This window comes from Neobacillus sp. S1227 (assembly GCF_055385255.1).
In genome coordinates this window covers 520885-542761 of record NZ_AP038276.1, presented here as the reverse complement: position 1 = coordinate 542761, position 21877 = coordinate 520885, and the positions used below count along the sequence as shown (strand labels likewise).

15 protein-coding genes are annotated in these 21877 nt (G+C 40.3%); 3 read left to right on the top strand and 12 right to left on the bottom strand.

What is annotated here, in order from left to right:
- The first annotated feature begins 88 nt into the window (after positions 1–88).
- The gene (locus ACZ5AE_RS02665) at positions 89–1690 is read left to right on the top strand and encodes a PucR family transcriptional regulator (protein ID WP_464569239.1); all 1602 of its coding nucleotides are present in this window, start codon (positions 89–91) and stop codon (positions 1688–1690) included.
- A 278-nt stretch (positions 1691–1968) separates the two neighbouring features.
- Here ACZ5AE_RS02665 and ACZ5AE_RS02660 read toward each other — a convergent pair whose 3' ends face one another.
- The 5 genes from ACZ5AE_RS02660 to ACZ5AE_RS02640 all read right to left on the bottom strand — a co-directional run bounded on the left by ACZ5AE_RS02660 (position 1969) and on the right by ACZ5AE_RS02640 (position 7554).
- Positions 1969–2808 (bottom strand): class I SAM-dependent methyltransferase, encoded by an 840-nt coding sequence (locus tag ACZ5AE_RS02660; RefSeq protein WP_464573521.1) that lies wholly within the window; start codon positions 2806–2808, stop codon positions 1969–1971.
- A gap of 57 nt (positions 2809–2865) precedes the next feature.
- A complete protein-coding gene (locus ACZ5AE_RS02655) occupies positions 2866–3852 on the bottom strand; it encodes an aldo/keto reductase (protein WP_464573520.1) in 987 nt (328 codons plus the stop codon).
- Positions 3853–4346: 494 nt separating this feature from the next.
- Entirely contained in the window at positions 4347–5198 is an 852-nt protein-coding gene (locus ACZ5AE_RS02650; protein ID WP_464569237.1) for a creatininase family protein, read from the bottom strand.
- A gap of 48 nt (positions 5199–5246) precedes the next feature.
- Positions 5247–6611, bottom strand: a complete 1365-nt coding sequence (locus ACZ5AE_RS02645; RefSeq protein ID WP_464569235.1) for an MFS transporter — start codon at positions 6609–6611, stop codon at positions 5247–5249.
- A gap of 190 nt (positions 6612–6801) precedes the next feature.
- Entirely contained in the window at positions 6802–7554 is a 753-nt protein-coding gene (locus ACZ5AE_RS02640) for a helix-turn-helix transcriptional regulator (RefSeq protein WP_464569233.1), read from the bottom strand.
- 407 nt (positions 7555–7961) lie between these two features.
- Between ACZ5AE_RS02640 and ACZ5AE_RS02635 the strand changes: the two genes are divergently transcribed.
- Positions 7962–10994 (top strand): efflux RND transporter permease subunit, encoded by a 3033-nt coding sequence (locus ACZ5AE_RS02635; protein ID WP_464569231.1) that lies wholly within the window; start codon positions 7962–7964, stop codon positions 10992–10994.
- Positions 10995–11140: 146 nt separating this feature from the next.
- Here ACZ5AE_RS02635 and ACZ5AE_RS02630 read toward each other — a convergent pair whose 3' ends face one another.
- The 4 genes from ACZ5AE_RS02630 to ACZ5AE_RS02615 form a co-directional block, all read right to left on the bottom strand.
- Positions 11141–13219 (bottom strand): HAMP domain-containing sensor histidine kinase, encoded by a 2079-nt coding sequence (locus ACZ5AE_RS02630; RefSeq protein ID WP_464569229.1) that lies wholly within the window; start codon positions 13217–13219, stop codon positions 11141–11143.
- Positions 13194–13880, bottom strand: coding sequence for a response regulator transcription factor (locus ACZ5AE_RS02625; RefSeq protein WP_464569227.1), 687 nt, complete (start codon positions 13878–13880; stop codon positions 13194–13196). Before ACZ5AE_RS02625 ends, ACZ5AE_RS02630 begins: the two co-directional genes overlap by 26 nt.
- 233 nt (positions 13881–14113) lie before the next feature.
- Positions 14114–14977: an alpha/beta fold hydrolase gene (locus tag ACZ5AE_RS02620; protein WP_464569225.1), complete on the bottom strand. Its 864-nt coding sequence runs from the start codon at positions 14975–14977 to the stop codon at positions 14114–14116.
- A gap of 371 nt (positions 14978–15348) precedes the next feature.
- Entirely contained in the window at positions 15349–16575 is a 1227-nt protein-coding gene (locus tag ACZ5AE_RS02615) for an MFS transporter (protein ID WP_464569223.1), read from the bottom strand.
- Positions 16576–16680: 105 nt separating this feature from the next.
- On the opposite strand from ACZ5AE_RS02615, the gene ACZ5AE_RS02610 reads away from it, so the two are divergent.
- Entirely contained in the window at positions 16681–18450 is a 1770-nt protein-coding gene (locus ACZ5AE_RS02610; RefSeq protein ID WP_464569221.1) for an ABC transporter substrate-binding protein, read from the top strand.
- Positions 18451–18492: 42 nt separating this feature from the next.
- Here ACZ5AE_RS02610 and ACZ5AE_RS02605 read toward each other — a convergent pair whose 3' ends face one another.
- The 3 genes from ACZ5AE_RS02605 to ACZ5AE_RS02595 all read right to left on the bottom strand — a co-directional run bounded on the left by ACZ5AE_RS02605 (position 18493) and on the right by ACZ5AE_RS02595 (position 21556).
- The gene (locus ACZ5AE_RS02605; protein WP_464569219.1) at positions 18493–19860 is read right to left on the bottom strand and encodes a dipeptidase; all 1368 of its coding nucleotides are present in this window, start codon (positions 19858–19860) and stop codon (positions 18493–18495) included.
- A 102-nt stretch (positions 19861–19962) separates the two neighbouring features.
- A complete protein-coding gene (locus ACZ5AE_RS02600; RefSeq protein ID WP_464569217.1) occupies positions 19963–21159 on the bottom strand; it encodes an MFS transporter in 1197 nt (398 codons plus the stop codon).
- Complete coding sequence (locus tag ACZ5AE_RS02595; protein ID WP_464569215.1) at positions 21140–21556, bottom strand: MarR family winged helix-turn-helix transcriptional regulator; 417 nt, start codon at positions 21554–21556, stop codon at positions 21140–21142. Before ACZ5AE_RS02595 ends, ACZ5AE_RS02600 begins: the two co-directional genes overlap by 20 nt.
- Between the last annotated feature and the right edge of the window lie 321 nt (positions 21557–21877).

Below are 21877 nucleotides of genomic sequence, written 5' to 3'. Positions count from 1 at the left end.
GACTATTTTTTACATTTTGTATAATGCAATATTTTATTATTCAATGTACTCTATCATTAATATCAATCTAAAGAGGTGTTAGATATCAATGAATACTGAGGGTAAATTATTGGTAGAGGACATTTTAAAGAATAGGCATTTTGTAAATGCCAAAGTAATAGCAGGTAGAGCTGGTCTCTCTCGAACTGTAAAATGGGTACATGTGATGGAAGTAACTCGAATTGACAATCTCTTGAATGGGAATGAACTTATCCTTTCTACTGGAGTCGGATGGAATAAAGATAAAGGGATTTTTCTTGCATTACTTCAACAGTTTATTGACAGTAATGCTGCCGGCCTGTGTATTGAGTTAGGAACGTATATGCCCAGCATACCACAAGAAATTATTGAAATAGCTGATCGCCACAATTTCCCACTTATTGTTTTCCAGCAGGAAGTAAGATTTGTTGATATTACACAAGATATACATACACTATTAATGAAAAAACAGTATCAAATGATTTCAGATTTAGAGCATTATTCACATCAGTTAAATCAGGTCCTTCTTACAACAAATCCACAATCCAAAATCTTGAGGCTGCTGCATGATCAGTTACAATTGACAGTAATCTATCGATCAAACGAAGGGAAAATTCAAATTATTCCAGAAAAAACGGTAAAAGAACAAGAAAAAATGATGAGTTTAATAGAAAAAAATAATTCGGGAGCAAACCAGACTATATTTCGACAGTCGATACGAGCATTAGACCAGAAATTTGCCGATCTTTTCATTATTTCTGAATCGGATATAACAGAATTCGAAACTCTTATTGTAGACCGAAGTGCCACTGCACTGGCGCAAAACTATTTACTTGAGTTATATGTGGAAGAACGAAGGAAGGCAGAAGAAACCGAGTGGATTCAAAAATGGCTTGATGGAGTACAAAGTGTCGAACACATTCATAGATATGTTACTGAACTTAAACCTAATCTAGAAGTAAACGGCGGATTAGTATTAATTTGTAAAACAAATGATTGGAATCAAAACAGTTCGGAATCCACTTTTTTTACAATAATCTCTCGCTCTATTTTTGAACAACAAGGCTTCCTTCTCATATCGACTGTTAGGAAAAATGAAATGATTTTTATATTACTTAACAAGAGGAAATCCAATGATTGGAAATCTAGAATTCAAGCCGGGATAGATTTTCTAAAAAAGACAGAGTTAGTGGAAAAGCAAAAGATGGGACAAGTCCAATTTGCCGTCGGTAAATTTATAAATAAATTAAGTCACATAAAAAAGAGTTATCTCAATGCACAAGAAGCGTTAATCATTCAGAAGAATATGCCCAAAAATTACTCAAGTTTTTTTTATGACGATTTACACATCTTTCGTTTAGTATCAGTTGTTAATCAACAAGGAGTTCTTGATGAATTCATCTCCGATTATTTAGGACCTCTACTTGAGTATGAACATCAAAATGACAGAAAACTAATGGAAACATTAAAAGTTTATTTACAATATAACGGTTCTAAACAGGAAACTGCTAAACAGCTTTACATCGTAAGACAAACTCTCTATCATCGTCTTGAGAAATTGTATGAATTACTTGGCCACGACTTTATGGAACCATATAAACGCTTAGCAATAGAATTTGCGCTTGCTGCTTACGAATATGTTCTTATGTCTAACAATAAGGTTCAAAATTAAAAAACCTCATTTCATGAAGTTAATTCGTGATAAAGATGAGAAAAGCAATGACTCACCTTCTCCTATGTTATGACATCTGTACCCCCTTAGGTGGAAAGATTTGCCAAACCGGCCCAACAATGAGGGTAACCATCATGAATTAGGGGCTGTTCTCCATTATCAGAACGGCCCCTAACGGGTTTAATACTATGATGCAATCCAGGAATCGCAGGTCAAAACATTAGCTTGACGTGGAAATACCTTCTCAATTAGGACATGGTGAACTTCAGGATTACTACCTATGGCTTACGATTATTTTTTATCCCTATTCGCATTCGATAACTAAATAGGACTTCTTTTGTTTCCCCAGAAAAAGCCTCTTCAACATGCCTTCTATAGTCCAAGAAAGCAGCTTCGAGCTCTTGTACGCCTAATTTTAATGCTGTTTGGAGACTGCCTTGACTTAGTGCAATATTGGCATATCGAGCAGCGTCACATTTTTCCCAGTTATGAAAAACGATTTCTTTTGCAAAGGAAAATAATCCAGATTGTTGTATTTGATGCAGATGTTCCACCTTATTCCATCTATGTGCTTGACGTTCAGAAGGCAGCAGTTGGGATAGACAATGCTCTGCTTGTGAAATTAATTTCTTATAATGATCTTCTAACCTCCAGTCACAAGTTGGCGGCCAATCACAATCGTAAGCCGCAAAAATCCCATTTGGACGAAGAACTCGCTCAAATTCTTTTAAAGTCGGCTGGGGTTCCATCCAATGAAAAGATTGTGAGCATGTAATAATATCTGCTGTTTCATCTGGCAATCCAAGTTGATGTGATAATGCTTTAACGAACTTAAGACTAGTCGGTTTTTGGCATGCTTCCCAATGGGATACGGCCACTTTACGCATATCATCATTAGGCTCCACTCCGATTATATTTTCGGCTTCATTGAGCCAAATAAAAGTAGAAAGTCCTGTACCACAGCCAACATCAATCACTAGCTTTGGCCTATCATTCAAGTAAGTTGATAATATTTTTACCACTTCGTTTGGACAACTTGGACGACTAAGATCGTATAGTGAACTAAAACCATTAAATCGCTCTATATTATTTTTGGATATCCCCATTTTTCTCAACACTACTTTCAAGAATTTGTCTAACCTTTTTAGTAACCTAAACGAGGAGCAGGTACTAAATTATAGATTTACCCCTTTCATCCCAGCTTCATGATAACGGTCTCCTGCTGTTACTCCAGATGGAAAAACTTCGTTTATTCTTTGAAGGTCTTCGCCCGTTAAGACCACTTGAAGTGAACCAATGTTTTCTTTCAGGTACTTCACTTTTTTCGTACCAGGAATCGGTACGATGTCTTCTCCTTGAACTAGTAACCAGGCCAATGCCAGCTGTGATGGATGGCAGCCCTTTTCATTCGCGATTTCTTTAATCCTACTCACAAGATCTAAGTTCTTTTGGAAATTTTCACCTTGGAAACGTGGAGAATATCGTCTGTAATCATCTTCTGCTAAGTCTTCGAATCTTTGAATTTGTCCTGTTAAAAATCCTCTTCCAAGCGGGCTGTAGGGAACAAACCCGATTCCTAACTCACGGCAGGTTGGTAAAATATCTTCCTCAACATCACGGCTCCATAATGAATACTCCGTCTGTAAAGCAGAAATTGGATGAATTTGATGTGCTTTTCGGATAGTTTGAGGAGCCGCTTCGGACATACCGAGATAACGTACCTTCCCATCCTTCACGAGGTCAGCCATTGCTCCGATAGTCTCTTCAATTGGGATTTTAGGGTCTACCCGATGTTGATAATAAAGATCAATATAATCGATACCCAGCCTTTTTAGACTAGCGTCACACGCTTTTTTTACGTAATCGGGATGTCCATTAACTCCTAGAAATGCCCCATTTTCAGCTCTTACATTCCCAAACTTGGTGGCAATCACGACTTGTTCACGACAGTCTCTTATCGCCCGCCCCACTAATTCTTCATTTTTTCCTACACCATACATATCGGCGGTGTCGAGGAAATTAATGCCCTTGTCTAGTGCATAGTGGATTGTATTAATAGACTCATCGTCATTACGGCCGCTGTAAAAATCAGACATTCCCATACAGCCTAATCCTAAAGTAGAGACTTCTAATCCTTGATTTCCTAGTTTTCGTTTTTCCATCATTATTCCTCGCTTCCATTTTCGGTTAGTATTACATTCTTTTACACCCATCCTTATTCCTGTGTAACTATACTTTTTATACTTATGTAACAATATTAATGATGAAAACTACTTTTATAACAAATTGCTGGGTTTGATTTATGACCTTCGTCTAGAAAAAGTGGAAAAGTGGTGATGCAATTGGGCAAATAAACATACTTTGGTATTCTTATCGAATTGGATTTTGTATAAAATTTCATTTTCACTCTTGTATTTGCCACAGGTATTCGATTACTTTTTGGGGAACATGGGGAGAAAAAAAGGATGAAAAACTGGATGTTGGCTCCATAACAGCTAGCCTCATGTTAATGTTAATTGGAGTATGTTGGTTTCTACAAAGCTCACAGAGGACGGTTCCCATGGTCCATTTATGTTTTTGCACCAAAAAAGCCAGCAGAACCGTCCCTATGGTTCTGGAACTCTATTATGAATTGCTAAGATTTTTTCATTGTAATTTATGCATTTCTGCGTGGCAAATGTGCCCCGTATTTAGGAAGAATGGAATCCCTCGTATATTCATCCACTTGACGAAGTGTTTCAACGATAGCCGGCATATCTAATGCTTTTACAAGTTCATTAATTGCTTGTACACCTGCATCTGCATACACTTCTCTTTCTTCAGGCGTTGTCAATAGCGGTGTAGCCATATGATCGGATGGCTCATAGAAGTAAGAACCCACTGCACCGGATTGATAAGCGTACTTCCCTAGTGTATTACCAGGATTCTTACTCATTCCCGCTAACATATGCTGCACATCATAAGTCACAGAATGAGATTCAGGTACATTCAATGGAACATCTTCTAATCTGCCTAAAATTTTATAAGCACCAATCGACATATCATGGAATGCATTCATCAGATCGAATTTGGCTGCCTCCGCTGCTTTTAATACGTCCATATATAGAGCAGGCACTTTCGTTTCATCAAAGAAATCACGAACCATGCCGCTTACGGTTAAATAGGCTGGGCCATGGCTGGTGATATAAATTTGCCGTCTAAAGCCTTGATTCAGCAATGACTTTGCAATTTTATCTAAATATGCCATACCGTCTTTAACGCTCATTTGAATGGTTCCCCGGCCGACAATCGTTCCGCCTGGGAAGAAATATGGCAAATTGTGCAATACAAGCCCATCTGATTCTTCCGCCATTTTTAAAGCAATAGCTTCTGCTAAAACCGTTTCAGAATCCAGCGGTAAAGCTCCATGTGTTTCCGTTACTCCAACAGGAACAAATATGATATCATTTCGATCTAAATATTCTTCGACTTCCCCATTTGTCAGTTTTGAAAGGAATCTAGTACGCATATAAACTTCTCCTGCCATTTCATTTTATAAGGATAAGGAAATCCCTTATTAAGACGCTCTTTTTTCTTTTAATGCTGCATACATTTCATTCGTTCTTTTTGCATTTAGATTATAGATTAATCCTACACCGATCAAAATGATGATAAATGCAAGGATTGGCATACCGGTGTACATTTTTGCTACGCCCTGTGCTACTGCTGGTGATTGAGATTTTGCACCAGAAACGAAACCGACCCAGCCCAAAGCGTAACTTCCAATCGCGGAACCTAATCCCATCCCTACTTTACGAGCAAAGGAATAGAGGGAGTAAAGTGTTCCTTCGTAATGTTTTCCAGTTTGAAGTTCAGCATAATCGATACAATCTGTTACAAGGGCCCAAACAACCATAACGAAAACAACTGAACCGATTGTAGCAAGGTTATATAAAACCATGAACACATAGACATTTTCAATCGTAACTAATGACATTACTAGTGATGCAGCTAAACTGAAGAATGCGGTACCAATCACTAAATTTCTTTTATTAAACTTAACAACGAGTTTAGGAACGATTGCGAATAACACAAGCGTAATACCAATGCTAATGAAAGAGTTAATTGCGAAAGCACCTGGCATATGATAACGTTCTGCAAAGACAATAGGAGCCAATTGGCTTACACCATTAATCATCAGGAGTGAGCCAACTGATGCAACCATCATACCGATTAATGGTCTATTTTTAATTGCTACCATAAACGCATCCTTAAATTGATAGTCGGAATTTGTTCCTGGGCCCTTTTCATCACGAATACGTTCAGTTGATAATTTTACAAGTCCTGTATAAGCTAATACGGACAAAATACTAAAGACAATGGCAATTTGAAAGAATGCCTCTGGAACCACTTTTGCGGCCTTATCATAAATAAACATTGGAACGAATGATAAAAATCCAAGGCCGACAACCATCCCGCCAATAGCACGGGCGCGAGATAATTTTGTGCGTTCAACAGGATCATTTGTAATAACAGATGCAAGTGAACCGTAAGGAATGGAATCGGCTGTATATGCAACACAGAAGAATAAATAAACGAATACTACCCATATATGAGTTGCTGCAGATCCCCAACTGGATACGTTCGCAAAAGCTAATAAACAGGAAACAGCTAATATCCATTTAGAAATATTAATATACGGCAAGAATTTATCGCCAGATTTGCCTAATTTCCAACGGTCAGGAAGAGTTCCCATCACTACATTGCAAATTGCATCAAAGAATTTACCTAATAAAAACATCGTCCCCATAAAGTAGGGGCTTACACCTAATACATAGGTACAGAAGATTAAGAAAAACCCTCCTATATATAGGTTAACAAAACTCCCCCCAATATCCCCCAGCGCATATCCAACCTGGTCTCTTACCCCAAACTTTTTCATACAAGCCCCCCATTTTTCTGTGTGTTTTTTTGTAAACGCTTAAATTAATTCTTGAAATTAAGTATATATCTCTTGGTTAAAACCTTTTTATATTATAGTTGCATCCTTTTATAGTATAATTGCGAAATTTTCTGTTTTATTAATTGTCCTAGAACGCACAAAATAAGCACATGAAATACTCATGCGCCTATCATTTCCTTTTCATTTTTTTAAATTCGACTGGGGTGATTCCTTCTACCTCTTTAAAAAATTTGGAGAAATATTGGGGGTTGCTGAAGCCAACCATGATGGCAATTTCCGTCATCGTTAGATTTGAGTTTAAGATGAGCTCCTTTGCTTCCTTCATTCTTCTTAAGTTCCGGTAATTACTAATCGTTATGCCTTTTTCCTTTTTAAATGCACGCATTAAATGAGAGGGATGAACATGTATTTTTCGGGCTATTTCCTCCATTGAAATGTCCTCTGCAAAGTTCATCTCTATATAGTTTTCTGCCTTCTCTACAATTGTTAAGCTGCCAGTATTTGATTTTCGAAGTTTAGGGTCAGAATACTCTTTTATCATAAATGAATGAATCTGATCTAGTTTCCCAATGGTTTCGGCATGCTCAATCATAATAGCATATTTTTCAGATATAAAGTGGCATTGCCATGGACTTAATCCTCCTTTTTCTGCTGCATAGCTATAGAGGGTATTGTGCGACAATAGAATATTTTTATAGGATCGCATTTTATTATTAGGGACTCTGTTTAGAAGGTTAAATTGGTCATCACTTAACTTCAAAAATGGATCCTTTTCAAAGTCAGTTATTAACTCCCGATCACCAATTTGAATTCTATAGAGTAATTTTTCTCTGAATTTATGGCCGGCTTCAATCAACTCAGGTGTAAGTCCATTTCGATTAATAGTTGAATTTGGGGTATCTGGTTGCAGATGATCGTTCATTCATATTCCCTGCCTTACGCATTTGGCTTATCCCCCTATTATATTATTTTTTACTACTATCTTGCATTTAATTAGAGACCTCATCCTACTCTCACTTCTACATCCGATTTTTAATGACAAAAGGAATCTAACTTGCAGACTTATGTCAAAGAGATCCATGTGAAAACGAGGAAAAAGAACCTTACTGATGCCTCATTGATGACGAAAGTCACATAGATTTATTGACTTTGGTTACTACATTGGAAATGCCCTGTGGCCCTATAATCAAGAGTGTTAAGTACAAACTGCCAGCTGAATGTCCCCTAAGGTTATTTTTTTGTAAATTTAGAAAAACGGACTATTCAGAATGTGGTAAAAAAGGTATAATTTACCTGTTTGTGATACTTTTGTACTAGGAGGTACATATTATGACTTGGTTTACAAAATGGGCGTTACGGAATAAGGCTGCATTAGCTTTTTCTGTCATTGCCTCAATGATTTTTGGTATTTTCAGTTACACCACGATTCCCATGGAGCTGATGCCCTCTGCTGATCAGCCATACGTTACGATTTCAGTCGTCGGCAACGGCGTCGATGCCGTAAGCATGGATGAACAGGTTACACAGCCAATTGAAAAAGCCATAAACGGCGTTAGAGGAAAACAAAATGTAGTCGCACAAACCGGGAATAACTTTACCCAGTTGACTGTCACTTTTGAGTCCAGCATTGATGTAAAAGAGGCAAAACAGCAAATTCAAGAAAGAATTTCGATGGTGAATCTCCCCAATGGAGTCATGAAACCATACGTAGTCAACCTCAACACATCGGAAATTCCAATCGTCGAATTAGGCCTTACCTTTGATAAGGAAATCGGCAATACCGAGCTAAATCTCATCGAAAACGAGATCATGCCGATGTTCCAAGACCTTAAAGGTGTCGGCAATGTCATCGTAAGCGGCGGAAGAAATCAACAAGTGATGATTAAAGTCGATCCAGAAAAATTAGCGGCTGCTCAATTCCCACTTGAAAAACTTTACACCCTTCTCCAAGGGAAAAATGCCTCAGTAGCGATGGGCGAACAAACGCTAGCCAACAAGGCAACTAGCATTATTGTAACAGGAAAATTAGAATCACTGGATGATCTCAAAAACATCAAGTTAATCGGTGACATCAAACTGCAGGATGTTGCTGACATTACCTTGCAAAAAGATACCGAAAACATCACCCATTTGAACGGGAAAACCTTTATTGATGTCGTGATCCAGAAGGATTCCACTTCCAATGCTGTAACTCTTGGAAAAGAAGTTCAAGACGTAGTTAAAACCATTAATAAAGACTACAAAGGAACATTGCAAGCTACGACTGTAATGAATTTAGGGGACACTGTCCTTGATTCGATCAATTCAATGACAAGAGAAGTATTGACCGGAGCACTATTTGCTACACTCATTATTTGGTTATTCCTGCGCAGTTTCCGCATGACCCTAATTACGATTGTCAGCATTCCATTGTCTCTATGCATTACAATGATTCTTCTTTCCTTCTTTGGCGTTACCCTAAATATTCTCACGCTTGGAGGAATTGCCGTATCAGTTGGACGATTAGTCGATGACAGCATTGTCGTAGTCGAAAATATTTATCGAAGAAAGAAAGATCATGAGCTAACCCCTGCCTTTTTAATTGAGGCAGTAAAAGAAGTGGGTGCAGCGATCACGTCATCCACACTCACAACAGTGGCAGTATTCCTTCCTATGCTGATTGTTTCTGGTGGTTTACGAGATCTTGTTGCCCCGTTCGCTATAACGATTACGTGTTCCTTACTATCTTCACTGCTGGTGTCGCTGACAGTGGTTCCGGCACTCAGCGCCCGGATGATGAAAAAGGTAAAGGTGAAAGAACACAAAAAGAATTCCTTTTACCCGTCCCTGTTGAAATGGTCACTTAACCATAAGTGGCTTCCAATTACAATAGCCGTTCTCGTTGTGGTTGGGTCTGTCGGGTTATTTGTCAACATGCCAAAAGGGTCTGTCGATCAGAAGGATTCCGCTTATATTGAAATTGACCTTCGCTATCATAACGGAACTCCATTTAGCGAAATGGAAGATGGAGTTGCCAAAATGGAGGACATTCTTGCCGATAAAGAAGGGGTAAAAACCCATATTGCCATTGCAGGCGTCAATGAGGACGCTGCCCAATATGGAAATCTGCAGGATGCAAACGTGGTCCGCTTTATGGTTTTTCCTAAAGAAGGGACCGATTCTGCTAAATTCGTCAAAGACATCCGAAAAACAAAAGACCAATTTCCAAATGCGGAGCTGACGGCAGATACAGCTGGCTTGCTAGGAGCAAATAAAACAACTGTCTCTGTTGATGTGATTGGAAAAAATGATGCTGATATTAAAAAAGCAGCAGATAAGGTGAAGGAAAAAATCAGCGGCATTGATGGTGTAATAAAAGTAGAAAGCAATGATCAAAATACAAAGCCAACCGTTACCATTGAAGTTGATTCAAAACTAGCCAATGCACAGGAAATCTCCCAGGCGATTTATGCGATGATTAATCCTGCTGCGATTGGAAGCATCAAAATTGATGGACGGACCACCGCCGTTAAATTGGGCGCTCTCAAAGAGATTCAAACTGCGGATGATCTAAAAAATCTGGAGCTTATAACGCCAGATGGACCTGTTGCTTTATCCAGCATTGCGAAGATTGAAGAAAGCAAGCAGCAAGGTACCATCTTCACCAAGGACGGACATCATTATCTTCAAGTCACGGCTCAAGTCAATCCAGACAAAATGGTGGACGTAGCCGGCAAAATTCAGCAGCAGCTTCTAACTTGGAGCAAAGATGATACGTTTGCCAAAGGAACAAGTGCAGAACTTACCGGTTCATCCATGCAGTCATCCGATCAATTAGGAGAACTAGCTAAACTGGCCATGTTCTCAATTGGAATCGTGTTTATGATTTTGCTTGTGACCTTAAAGTCGTTCCGGGCAAGCATCGCTATCTTGATTTCGCTGCCGCTTGCCGCAATCGGTTCGCTGTTAGGGCTGGTTGTTACCAACTCCAGCATTAATATTTCTTCTGGTATCGGAATGCTGATGCTCGTCGGAATTGTGGTAACGAATGCGATCGTGCTGGTTGACCGAATCCGTCATAATGAGGAAAGAATGAGTATTCGCGAAGCGATATTGGAAGCTGGAACTGTACGTTTACGGCCAATTTTGATGACAGCACTTGCAACGGTATTTGCCATGCTGCCACTCTTGTTTGCGCATGAATCAGCAATGAGCCTAAATCTTGTTTCCAAGGGACTTGCAGTTGTCGTTATTTTCGGACTCATCGTGTCTACCTTGCTGACACTGATCGTGATTCCGACATTCTATGAACTATTCCATTTCCGGAAAGCAAAGAAACAAAGGATGCAATCAAGCCAGGTAGAAGGTACTTTAGGTCAATAATAAAGTACGGGTACGTTCTCAAGCATCAATTTTGGTTTATGGATGAAAATGATGCAGCGGAACCGTCCCCAACCTCAAAAAAAGTGCCTGTCACGCCCCGAGTACAAAGCTGGAAGTGACAGGCGCTTAACTTGTTTTGAAGGCTGTTATTGATCCTTCGGCATATAGATCATCGACTTGAATAGGTCTCCATCAATTTGAATTGCAAAACTTCCTCCTTGATTTTCAATGAGGCTTTGGGCAATCGACAGTCCTAAGCCGCTGCCTTGGCTGGTCCTGGATTCATCCCCTCTTTTGAAGCGTTCCATTAATTCATCCGCTGAAATGTTTAATTCATAAGCAGACATGTTTTTGAAGGTTAGAAGAATCTCGTTCCCTACATCCTCGAATTGAATATAAACCCTTGACCCTGGGAGTGCGTATTTGAAAATATTGGATAATACGTTCTCTATTGACCTCCACAATAGTTTTCCATCAGCTTTGATAAATAGCTTTTCATCAGGGTAGTGAATCTTCAGGTACAGCCCAGAAGCTTCAATTTTATCGCTTACTTCCCCTAGTCCCTGGGTGACTAACGAGACAATATCGACCCGCCCTAATTGAACTGGAATATTTCCACTGGAAGCCTTTGCTGCCTCAAATAAATCATCCGTTAAATTTTTTAGCCTCTTTGACTTCTGATCTAATACTTCTAGATATTTTTCTGCTTTTACAGGGTCTTTCTCTTGTTTTAATAAATCGACATAAGTAATGATGGCTGTTAATGGCGTTCGTATATCATGAGAGACATTCGTAATTAGTTCCGTTTTTAACCGCTCGCTTTTCAGTTCACTATCGACTGCTGATTTCAAACCATCGGTAATGCTGTTAATATTCTCAGCGAGACCAGCAAACTCTCCCTTTTCACCAACATGGATACGATGATGGATATCGCCCTCTTTAATTTTGGCAACACCATCCTTTATAGCTTGGAATGCCTTGACCTTCTTAAGGGCAAACCAGGCCGCCAGCCCAATGGTAATTGGGAACATGAAAAACGTCAAAGCAATCAGCACTGGGTATCCAATAACGATTAATATCGTCTTTACGGCGACACTTCCGCTCTCATAAACATGTCTTACAAATTGAATCAGCCTATAAACAATTTGATAGATTACGGTATGCTTGAAGATGGTTCGATTTTTGATATGCCTGATGAGTGATAAGATCAAGAAGAGCACTGCTGCCGCTAGCGGGATTGTAATCGGAATCACCAATTTCGGGATATTTGATGACGATGTGAAGTTATCCATCAGTGCCACCCACAATGCCATTAATCCTATACATATCAGGATATTGAATTCTACAAATAATTTATCAATCGTTTGCAGGCGCAGCTCTTCATCCTTGAATGACTTTCTGCCCGTCGTGATTACTAGATACAGGAAGGAAAGAATGAAACCAGTCAGATAGGCCAGCAATTTATAGAAGTTTGCAGTTGCTATTGCTTTAGTCTCTTTCCAGTCTTGAATTTTCGTAGATAAATACTCTTTCGAAAAAGCTACATAAACGACCTGGCCTTTCAAACCCCAATCCTCTTTACTTTGGATCACCTGAAGGAGATTTTCATTCTCCTCGGCCTCTTTTGGATACAGCTCGTTTTTATAGTCTTCTAAAATTAGGTAGGAAGGGAAGGATTGGAACTGTTCTTTCTCTGTATTCGAACTGTTCTTATAGACATTGACGCCATCACTGGCATAATAAAAAGGATTTTTAACCTCTTCTACCCTTTGCAATAGCGAATGAAAATCTCTTAAATCATTCCTGATCAGCTCATCCCTAACATTGGCGATCTGATCTGCGTATTCGATTTTAAATTTTTCAAAGTTTTCCGCTTCTGTTAAATTGGGATTATAGCTCTTCGAATTACTTTGAAAGTCCCAAAATAACTCTTGTTCTCGTCTTTTTAATTCATCCCCATTGATCGTTCCGCCATTTAAAATATGTTCCTCACTCTTATAAAACCCAACCAGCCGGGTGAGATCCTCCGCAAGATAACCACTTTCTTTTACAAAGGAATGGCTTTGAAAATAATTGTCATGAAAAGCACTGCTAAATTCCCCTTCATGAACCACTTCTACATCAACAATCGTTTTAATTAACCCTGTAAAACAGGTAATCACCAGGAGAAACACAATCATCTTTGTGATGATTGAATGGCTATATTTTTTCAACCTTGTATCCAACTCCCCACACCACCTTCAAATATTTTGGCTCTTTCGGATTGATTTCTATTTTCTCTCTGATTTTTCTTATATGAACAGAAACCGTATTTTCTGGACTGTAGGCCGGCTCGTTCCAAACCTTTTCATAAATATCTTCGATGGAGAAAACTCTGCCGGCATTAGCCGTCAGCAGCTTTAAAATCTTATATTGTACCGGTGTAAGGTGAACGTCCTCTCCATCAACCGTGACGATTTTGCTTTCATCATCGATGACAAGCCCTCCCGTTTGATAAACATGACTCTTGGTTTCCAAGCTTCCCAAGGTGGTATATCTTCTAAGCTGGGATTTCACTCTTGCGATTAGTTCCAGCGGGTTAAAGGGCTTCGTTATGTAGTCATCCGCACCGACGTTTAGCCCCAGAATTTTATCGTAATCCTCTGATTTGGCTGAGAGCATAATCAACGGGATGTTATTCGCTTCTCTAATTTTCATAGTTGCCCGAATTCCATCCAGCTTAGGCATCATAATATCCATGATGATCAAATGGATTGTATGATGATCTATGATTTCAATTGCCTCTAACCCATTATAGGCTGTAAAGACTTGATACCCTTCATTTTCTAAGTAGACACCAATCGCCTCAACAATTGCCTGATCATCGTCACAAACTAATATATTCATTAGAACAATTCACCCCTATATCTGTATCGGATATCCGCTTCTCCCCTTTATCTTTCGTTCTGAGATCATGATACCCAGCAAATCTTAATAAACCCATGATGTAAATCTTAAGATTTTCTTAACATGTACCTAGCATACCGTATTTTGTATCTAAGAAAACCTTGAAAAACGGGAAAAGGAACAGCTTTTAGAGCTGCTCCCTTAAATTACTTATCTTAAAATGGAACTTTCGCCTACTCCCCCAAATGCTGCACGACCAATTGATTCACGATATGTGCTTGTTCAGCTGGCAAACAATGTGAACTGTTTGGAATCAGGTATACCGTCATTTTTGGCGATTCATCGGCACGCTTCATTGCCTGATGGACAGACGAATAAATTACTTCATTTTCACCGATAAGAACTAAAGTTTCTGGCAGCAATTTTTCCAGTTCTGCTTCTTTAAAAACGGTTGGTGCTACTTTTAATTGAATTCTTCCAAATTTATACCCTGCTAAGAATTGATCGTACAGTATTTGGTTTGGCGTATTTTGCTTTGCAAACATCCACTCATACAATTTTCTTATAGAATAGGAGTTTCTTAATAAAGTTGCCGGGAGCAGTTTGAAAGGGAATTTCCAGTTCAAACCGGAAAAGCTCATGACTGGCGCCAGTAAAACCAATTTCTTTACTCTATCGGACTGAAAGCTAAACTGAAGTGCAATCCATCCCCCCATGGAGTGACCAACTAAATAAAATTCTTTAACATTCAATGCATCCAGCACCTCGTTTAACCAGCTGTTTATTTCCAGTCTAGTTGTGACCGGACGAACACATTCGCTTTTTCCGAAATCGCCAATCGTGTCGATGGCATAGACTCGATAGTTTTGGGACCAAACAGGAGCATTCGCAAACCACATTGTCGAACTCACAGTCATGCCGTGAAGCAACACAACCGGCTGTGCATCCTTAGGGCCACAGACAATCACATGCGTTTTCCCAAAGGTCGTTTCGATATAAAAAGTCTCTATTTCTATGTTCCATTGTTTTAGTGAATGGTCATAATTTTTATAATACAACTCTCTCTTAACTGGATCTGGAAAGATCAAATTTTTCATATTTCACCTCATAGGTTATTTTTAAGTTCTTTTCTAATTGATTGTTTTCTGAAGTTGGGAATAAATATCTTTCATAACGACCGGGGACTAGATTTTTCCAAGAGTTCGGGCGTTATAAACCTCTCATAACGACCGGGGACATGTTTTTTTCTAGGGTTCGGGCGTTATAAACCTCTCATAACGACCGGGGGCAAGATTTTTCCATGGGTTCGGGCGTTATCAAACCTCTCATAACGACCAGGGGCAGGATTATCCCAAGGGTTCGGGTGTTATGAACCTCTCATAAGGACTAGGGACATGATTTTTCAAGGGTTCGGGCGTTATGAACCTCCCAAAATGATCAGCGCTACACGTGACATCCCCAAGAAATCCTATTTCAATTTCCACAAAAAAGTTATGCGATACGCAAGAAACACAATTAAATTCACGAGCCCTGCCGTGAGAAAAATCGGAGCAGCTCCCCAGACATTCATCACCCAGCCCGACAAATAGACCGTAACCGGCATCCCCACCCTGAAAAACGTTCCGGTTATGCCGCTGATCCGGCCAATCAGTTCAGGGGGTGTTTGTTCAAGCCTGAACGTATACGCACAAACAGAGTAAAATGATGTTGCCATTCCGCTGATGAACAGTGCTATAATCAAAATATGGTAATTATTTGAAACAAACATCAACAAATAAGCAGCCGAATGGAGAATGGCGGATACGCCAAACAACACACCGAGACCCCACGACTTCCGCAGCTTGCTTGATAACAAACTGCCAACCATTCCGCCAATCCCGACAGCCGAGATCACCATCGCTACTCCAGAAGATGCGAGGCCAAGTTCTGTTTTTGCAAAAATAACCACTGTTGTCTGGACAACGACCATGGTTGAATTTAATAACATGATAAACATGGTCATCATCCATAGAGGTTTGTTTGCCTTGAAGGCATTCCACCCCTCACGAAAATCAGCCAGGACACCTGAATTCGACTGACGGTGTGATTCCGATTGGTGGGATAACCGTGATAGGATGACAAAGCAAAGTACATAAGCCAAAGCGGTAACCAACACGCCATTATAGAAAAACGGCAACAGCAGCAGCATCCCGGAAATGACCGGTCCCGACACACTTACAAATGTCTCAATGAACGAGAATTTTGCATTTGCCGAATGGAAATATTCAGTTGGGATGTTCATTTTCACAAGCCCTACCTGTGCATTGAAATAACCATAATTGCAGGTCATCAGCAAAAATCCAATCAGGTAATATGGTGCCAGCCAGGCTGTTTCCATTTTCAACATATAGGCCAAACACAAGAGCAGACCGGCTTGCAGACCAATTGACCATAGTGCAAGCTTCTTTTTATTCAAGCGGTCAACGAACACGCCAATGAAGATGCCAAACAGCAAATTGGGCAATAACTCCGAGGTCCGCATCGTGGTGACTGCAACCGAGGAATTCGTCAATTCCAATAGAATCAATGGCAGCAACAGTTCATAAATCCGATTTGCAACGCTCAGTAGAAACGTCGAACTCAGCAGAATGAGGAAGGATTGATTCCTCCAAATACTCACTGTTTTTTTGTTTACCTTCAAAGATGATATCGACAAGATTACATCCCCTTCCGATCTTTGCTTTTTATTGTAAGGGGAGTTTTCAATCGTAAAAATGGAAGAAATGTTGCAGATTCATTTCGAGTTTTTAGGAGTGAGAATATGAGATTACTCGAGGACTACAAAGCCATTCGTGATTATTACCAGCACAAAGCCGATCAAGCACCATTTCCCACTACAATGGAAGAGCTTTCGAACATTTTGTTTTGTTCGCAGCGTAATGCCAAGTTTATTTTAACGAAGCTGGTGGAATCCGGTTTGGTTTCCTTCTCACCCGGCCGCGGGCGCGGAAACAAATCTCATCTTACTTTTTTAAAATCAGTTGACGATGCTGTTTTTGCCGAAGCAGTTGCTCTTTTCAAAACTGGACAGATTACCGAGGGCTTGGAGCTTGCGGCACGGTTCGGCACTCCCGCTTTAAAAAACAGGCTTTTGCAGTGGCTGGCCCATTTTTGGGGACATGAAAAACAAGAAGTGAGGGATATCATCCGTCTTCCAATGTTTCGGACCTTTAATTCCATGGTGCCTTCACAAGCCTTCTTCGATTTTGATGTCCATCTCACTAAACAGGTGTATGATACGATTGTTGCATATGATTATTCATCTGAAACAGTTGCGGGGAAACTTGCCCATCATTGGGAATGGAACGAGGATCAAACTGAGTGGACATTCTATCTAAAAAAAGGAATTCTATTTCACAACGGTAAAAAGCTGACCTCGAGTGACATACATGACACATTTTCAATGCTGATCCACCCGGATTTCATGCAATTTTGGCTTGTCAAGAATATTCGCTCCATCGAATGTTTGGACCCGTATGCAGTACGATTCCATTTGCACAAACCCAATGCCCTATTCCTGGCCTTCCTCAGCTTTCCGGCTCTCTCAATTATTTTTTCGGGGAGTTCGGGCTATATCGGTACTGGACCTTTCAAGGTTCATACATACAATAAAAATTACTGCGTTCTCGAAGCCAACCCCCATTATTATGAGGGAAGACCCTTCGTCGATCGCTTTGAGATCCTGAATGTCCCAAAAGAGTATGAGAAGGAATTGTTAGCGGATAAAAGCAGCATTTTTGTCAACACAGGCGAAAGCCATTACTATGGCAATTCAGAACAGGAACTGATAGAAGGAAGTTATGAAGGAAGCACTTTGTTTACGTTCAATTTGCGAAAAAAGACCGGCCCGCAACAAAACATTTATTTTCGACAGGCGATCAGCAAACTGATCGACAGAAAGAAACTGATTGCAGACCTTGGCCCCCCAAGGATGATCCCTTCCTATAGTTTTGAAATGAACCAGTCATTGCTCACGGCTTCTAAAAACGCGGATGTTGAGGAAATCCAATTTCTTTTGCAGAAATCGGGCTATCTAGGAGAAACCGTTCAACTTTTCACTTATGACCGTCATCAACCAGATGCAGAATGGATTAAGACTGAAACTGCCCGATATGGAGTCTTGATGGATGTCACGGTTCTCGGCTGGAATGAAATATTAATAGAGGAAATCATCGACCAAGCAGACTGTATCTTATTCGAGGCAGTGTGGGGAGAAAAGGAATTGTCAAAACTCGAACTCTACCAATCCGGCTTTAGTTTTTTACGGCGACATCTCAGTCAGAACACCGCGGATTTTATTGATCGGAAAGTAGAAGCTATTCTATCAATACCAAGGGAAAAGGATCGTTCGCTTCTTTTTTCAGAAATCGAGGCCCGCCTCCTTTCAGATCATGCTATGGTGTTCCTGGTACACAAGAATATTGGGTCAACCTTCCATCCTTCCATTAAGGGAGTAGGGTTAAATCCACATGGTCACGTTGATTTTAAAAATATCTGGATCAAGCCGGAGATAATAAAAACAGGGAAATAACATGACTGTTTTTTCCCCTGTTTCAATATACATTATTGTGAATTACTTTTTAAGCAGCTCCAAAAACGAACAAATCGTCAAAATGCCCTTATCAAAGTTCTCCAGGTTAAAATGCTCATTCGGAGCGTGAAGATTTTCATCCGGCAACCCGAAGCCCATTAAGACAACAGGTGCATTTAGTGATTGATTGAAATCCGATACAATCGGAATGGAGCCGCCTTCTCTTTTGTAAACAGGCGATTTCCCGTACACTTTTTCATAAGCTTCTGCCGCTGTTTGAATCATTGGGCTGTCGATTGGCGTTAAGAATGGATTACCCGTATCCTGTAGAGTCACTTGTAATGTGCAGCCTTTTGGCGCGTGCTCTTCTAAATGATTTTTGATTAAGCCCTGAATCTTTTCTGGGTTTTGATTATGGACGAGACGGCAGGTGATTTTGGCATGTGCCTCATTCGGGATGACCGTTTTTGTCCCTTCGCCCTGGAACCCGCCCCATATTCCGTTTATTTCCAATGTTGGCCGGGAACTGATTTTCTCTGGGTATGGGTAATTGTTTTCCCCTCCCGTTAACTCCGTTAACCCTAATGATTTTTTTAACTTTTCTTCATCAAAGCCCAACGCTTTAATCTGTTCCTTTTCAAAATCTGTCAGTTCCACAACATCATCGTAAAAATGATCCACATTTACTTTACCGTTTGCATCATGAAGGGTGGACAGCAGCTTGACCAATAAATGAGTGGCGTTCTGAACTCCCCCGCCGAACATGCCTGAATGCAAATCAGAATTAGCTGTTTTAAGAGAGAATTCGAGTGCACACAGCCCTCTTAATGAATAGGTGATTGCAGGAACTCCTCTATCCCACATATCTGAATCTGAAATCACGACCACATCACAAGCTAGCTTTTCTTTATTTTCGGATAGATACGTTGGTAGATGAGGACTTCCGATTTCCTCTTCTCCTTCGATACAGAATTTTACGTTAACCGGCAATTTTTCATTTAACGCTAGCAGGGTTTCCACTGCTTTGATATGTAAGAACGTCTGCCCTTTGTCGTCTGTTGCCCCTCTGGCATAAATCTTTTCATCGCGGATCGTTGGTTCAAACGGAGGGGTTTCCCATAAATGAACTGGGTCAACAGGCTGTACATCATAATGCCCGTAAACTAACACAGTCGGGGCGTTCTCCTGATGAAGCCAGTCCGCATAAACAATCGGATGCCCTTTTGTCTGGACAATTTGCACATGTTCCATGCCAATGCCTTCTAATTTATGGGCAATCCATGTAGCTGCTTTTTGGATGTCCTCTTTATGCTCAGATAGGGAACTAACGCTGGGAATCCGGAGCAATTCTTTTAATTCCTCGACATTTTGATCATGATGGCTGGATAAAAACTCGGATAATTGACTCATGTTCTCACCTTTTCTATTTTATTTTCCCTTCTTATTTTATCGAAAACTGGAGAAAACAAGCAAATTGAGGCATGAGAAGCTTCCCATGCCTCAACCTATGCCTCACAGTCTGACTTCTGCAAGGGTTTCTTTTCTTTTTCCGTGCATGATGTAGTAGAGTACCGTGCAGGCTAAGGCGACAATAGCCATGATGAGATATAGGTTACGGTAGCCGGTTAACGGGATGATGAAGCCAATCGCGTATGGCCCGAATCCCAATCCGGCATCTAGTGCGATAAAGTACGTAGATGTCGCCAATCCCATCCGCTCAAGCGGTGTGACTTTCACTGCAATAGCCTGTGAACAAGATTGGATATTTCCGAATCCGAATCCAATCAGGACACCGGCAAGCAAGAAGATAGTGCCGCTGTTTGCCGAGCTTATTAAGAATAGTCCAGCTGCAAATAAAATAAAGGTAGGATACATCACATAGTTGGCGCCTTTCACATCCATTAATCTTCCCGTGATGGGGCGTGATACTAAGATTGCTACCGCATAGACGATAAAGAAGAAGCTTGCCACACTTACTAAATTAATTTCAATGGCATAAAAGTTAATAAAAGATAGAACGCTTGCGTAACAAATGCCGGCAATCAGTGTAACTAAGGCAATTGGCAGCGCCTTCGGCTCAATATAGTTGGAAAGCTTGAATCCTCCCTTAACTGCCGCTTTTTTGGCAGGAGTTTTGAACTCCGGCACTTTCATAAACAAGGCAATAATGAAGCTGATAAGGCCTAAAGCCAAACAGAAACTAAAAATAGCTGAATAGCTTGTATGCTGATTCATGTATAATCCAATGAAAGGGCCGATAGCAGTGGCCATTGTGGTACTCATGCTGTAATAGCCGATCCCTTCGCCTTTGCGTGTTTTCGGGATAATCTGGGCAACAATCGTTCCTGTTGCCGTACTGGCTACCCCTAAGGCTAAACCATGTACAAAGCGGGTAAATAGTAAGAAGCTAACCCCTGAATCGATGTAATATAATAACGATGTCAAAATAAAAAAGATGAGACCCAAAAGCATCGTTTTCCTATTTCCAACGGATTCGATGATGCGGCCGATCACGAGACGGCCAATCAAGGTACCGATTATGAAAATTCCCGTCACCAGTCCCGCTTGGCTTTCACTGGCATGATAATGATTGACGGCGTAAACTGCGATGGTCACCAATAATAAATAAAAGATTAAGTATAAGAAAAAGTTTGCAGCCGAAATAATGATAAAATCCTTCGTCCACAATTTAGGTCTCGCTTGTTCCAACTTCTCCATCTCCTGATTGAATTATATTTTTTCGGATATCATCCATTACACGGATGGCCGTTTTAAGATCCTCCTCTGAAATCCCCCTTAAAATTTCAACTTCATAGGCATCAACCGTCTCGCGGACCTCTTGGTATAACTGTTTGCCAGCCTCCGTTAATTGCATCCGCTTTTCACGCTTATCCTTTCCACGAACCTGCTCGACATAGCCTAATTCTTCTAATTGGCCGACGGTTCTGGTAATCGTCGGTTTCTCGACGCCCTGGTAATTGGAAAGTTCAACAAGGGTGGCAGGATTAAGGTTTTCCAAATAATAAATGATTGTCCATTGTGCCCTGTGCAGGTCATGCTTTCCGAGCTCGGTATTGAGCCTTTTTTCAAAAGGACGATACAGCATTAATAGTTTATGGAAAAATTTCCGCGAATAATTAATGTAAATCACCGCCTAATATAGTTACCTGTGGTAACTGTTATCAAAAGTAACTATATTACCTTAGCAAGATTTAATAAACCTGTCAATATTGTGAACATAAAAAGTGACTATCATGCACTTCATAATGTCGAAAATTGGCGGCGTTGGCAGGCACTTTTTTCTATACCGAGTTCTATCAGGGAGTTCACAGATTTTACTTATCGCTTGTTCAGTACAGGTACCATACGAAGCAGCCTCCCTTGCATCTTCCTGATCCTAACGCAGAAGCTGTTTGATTAAGCATAA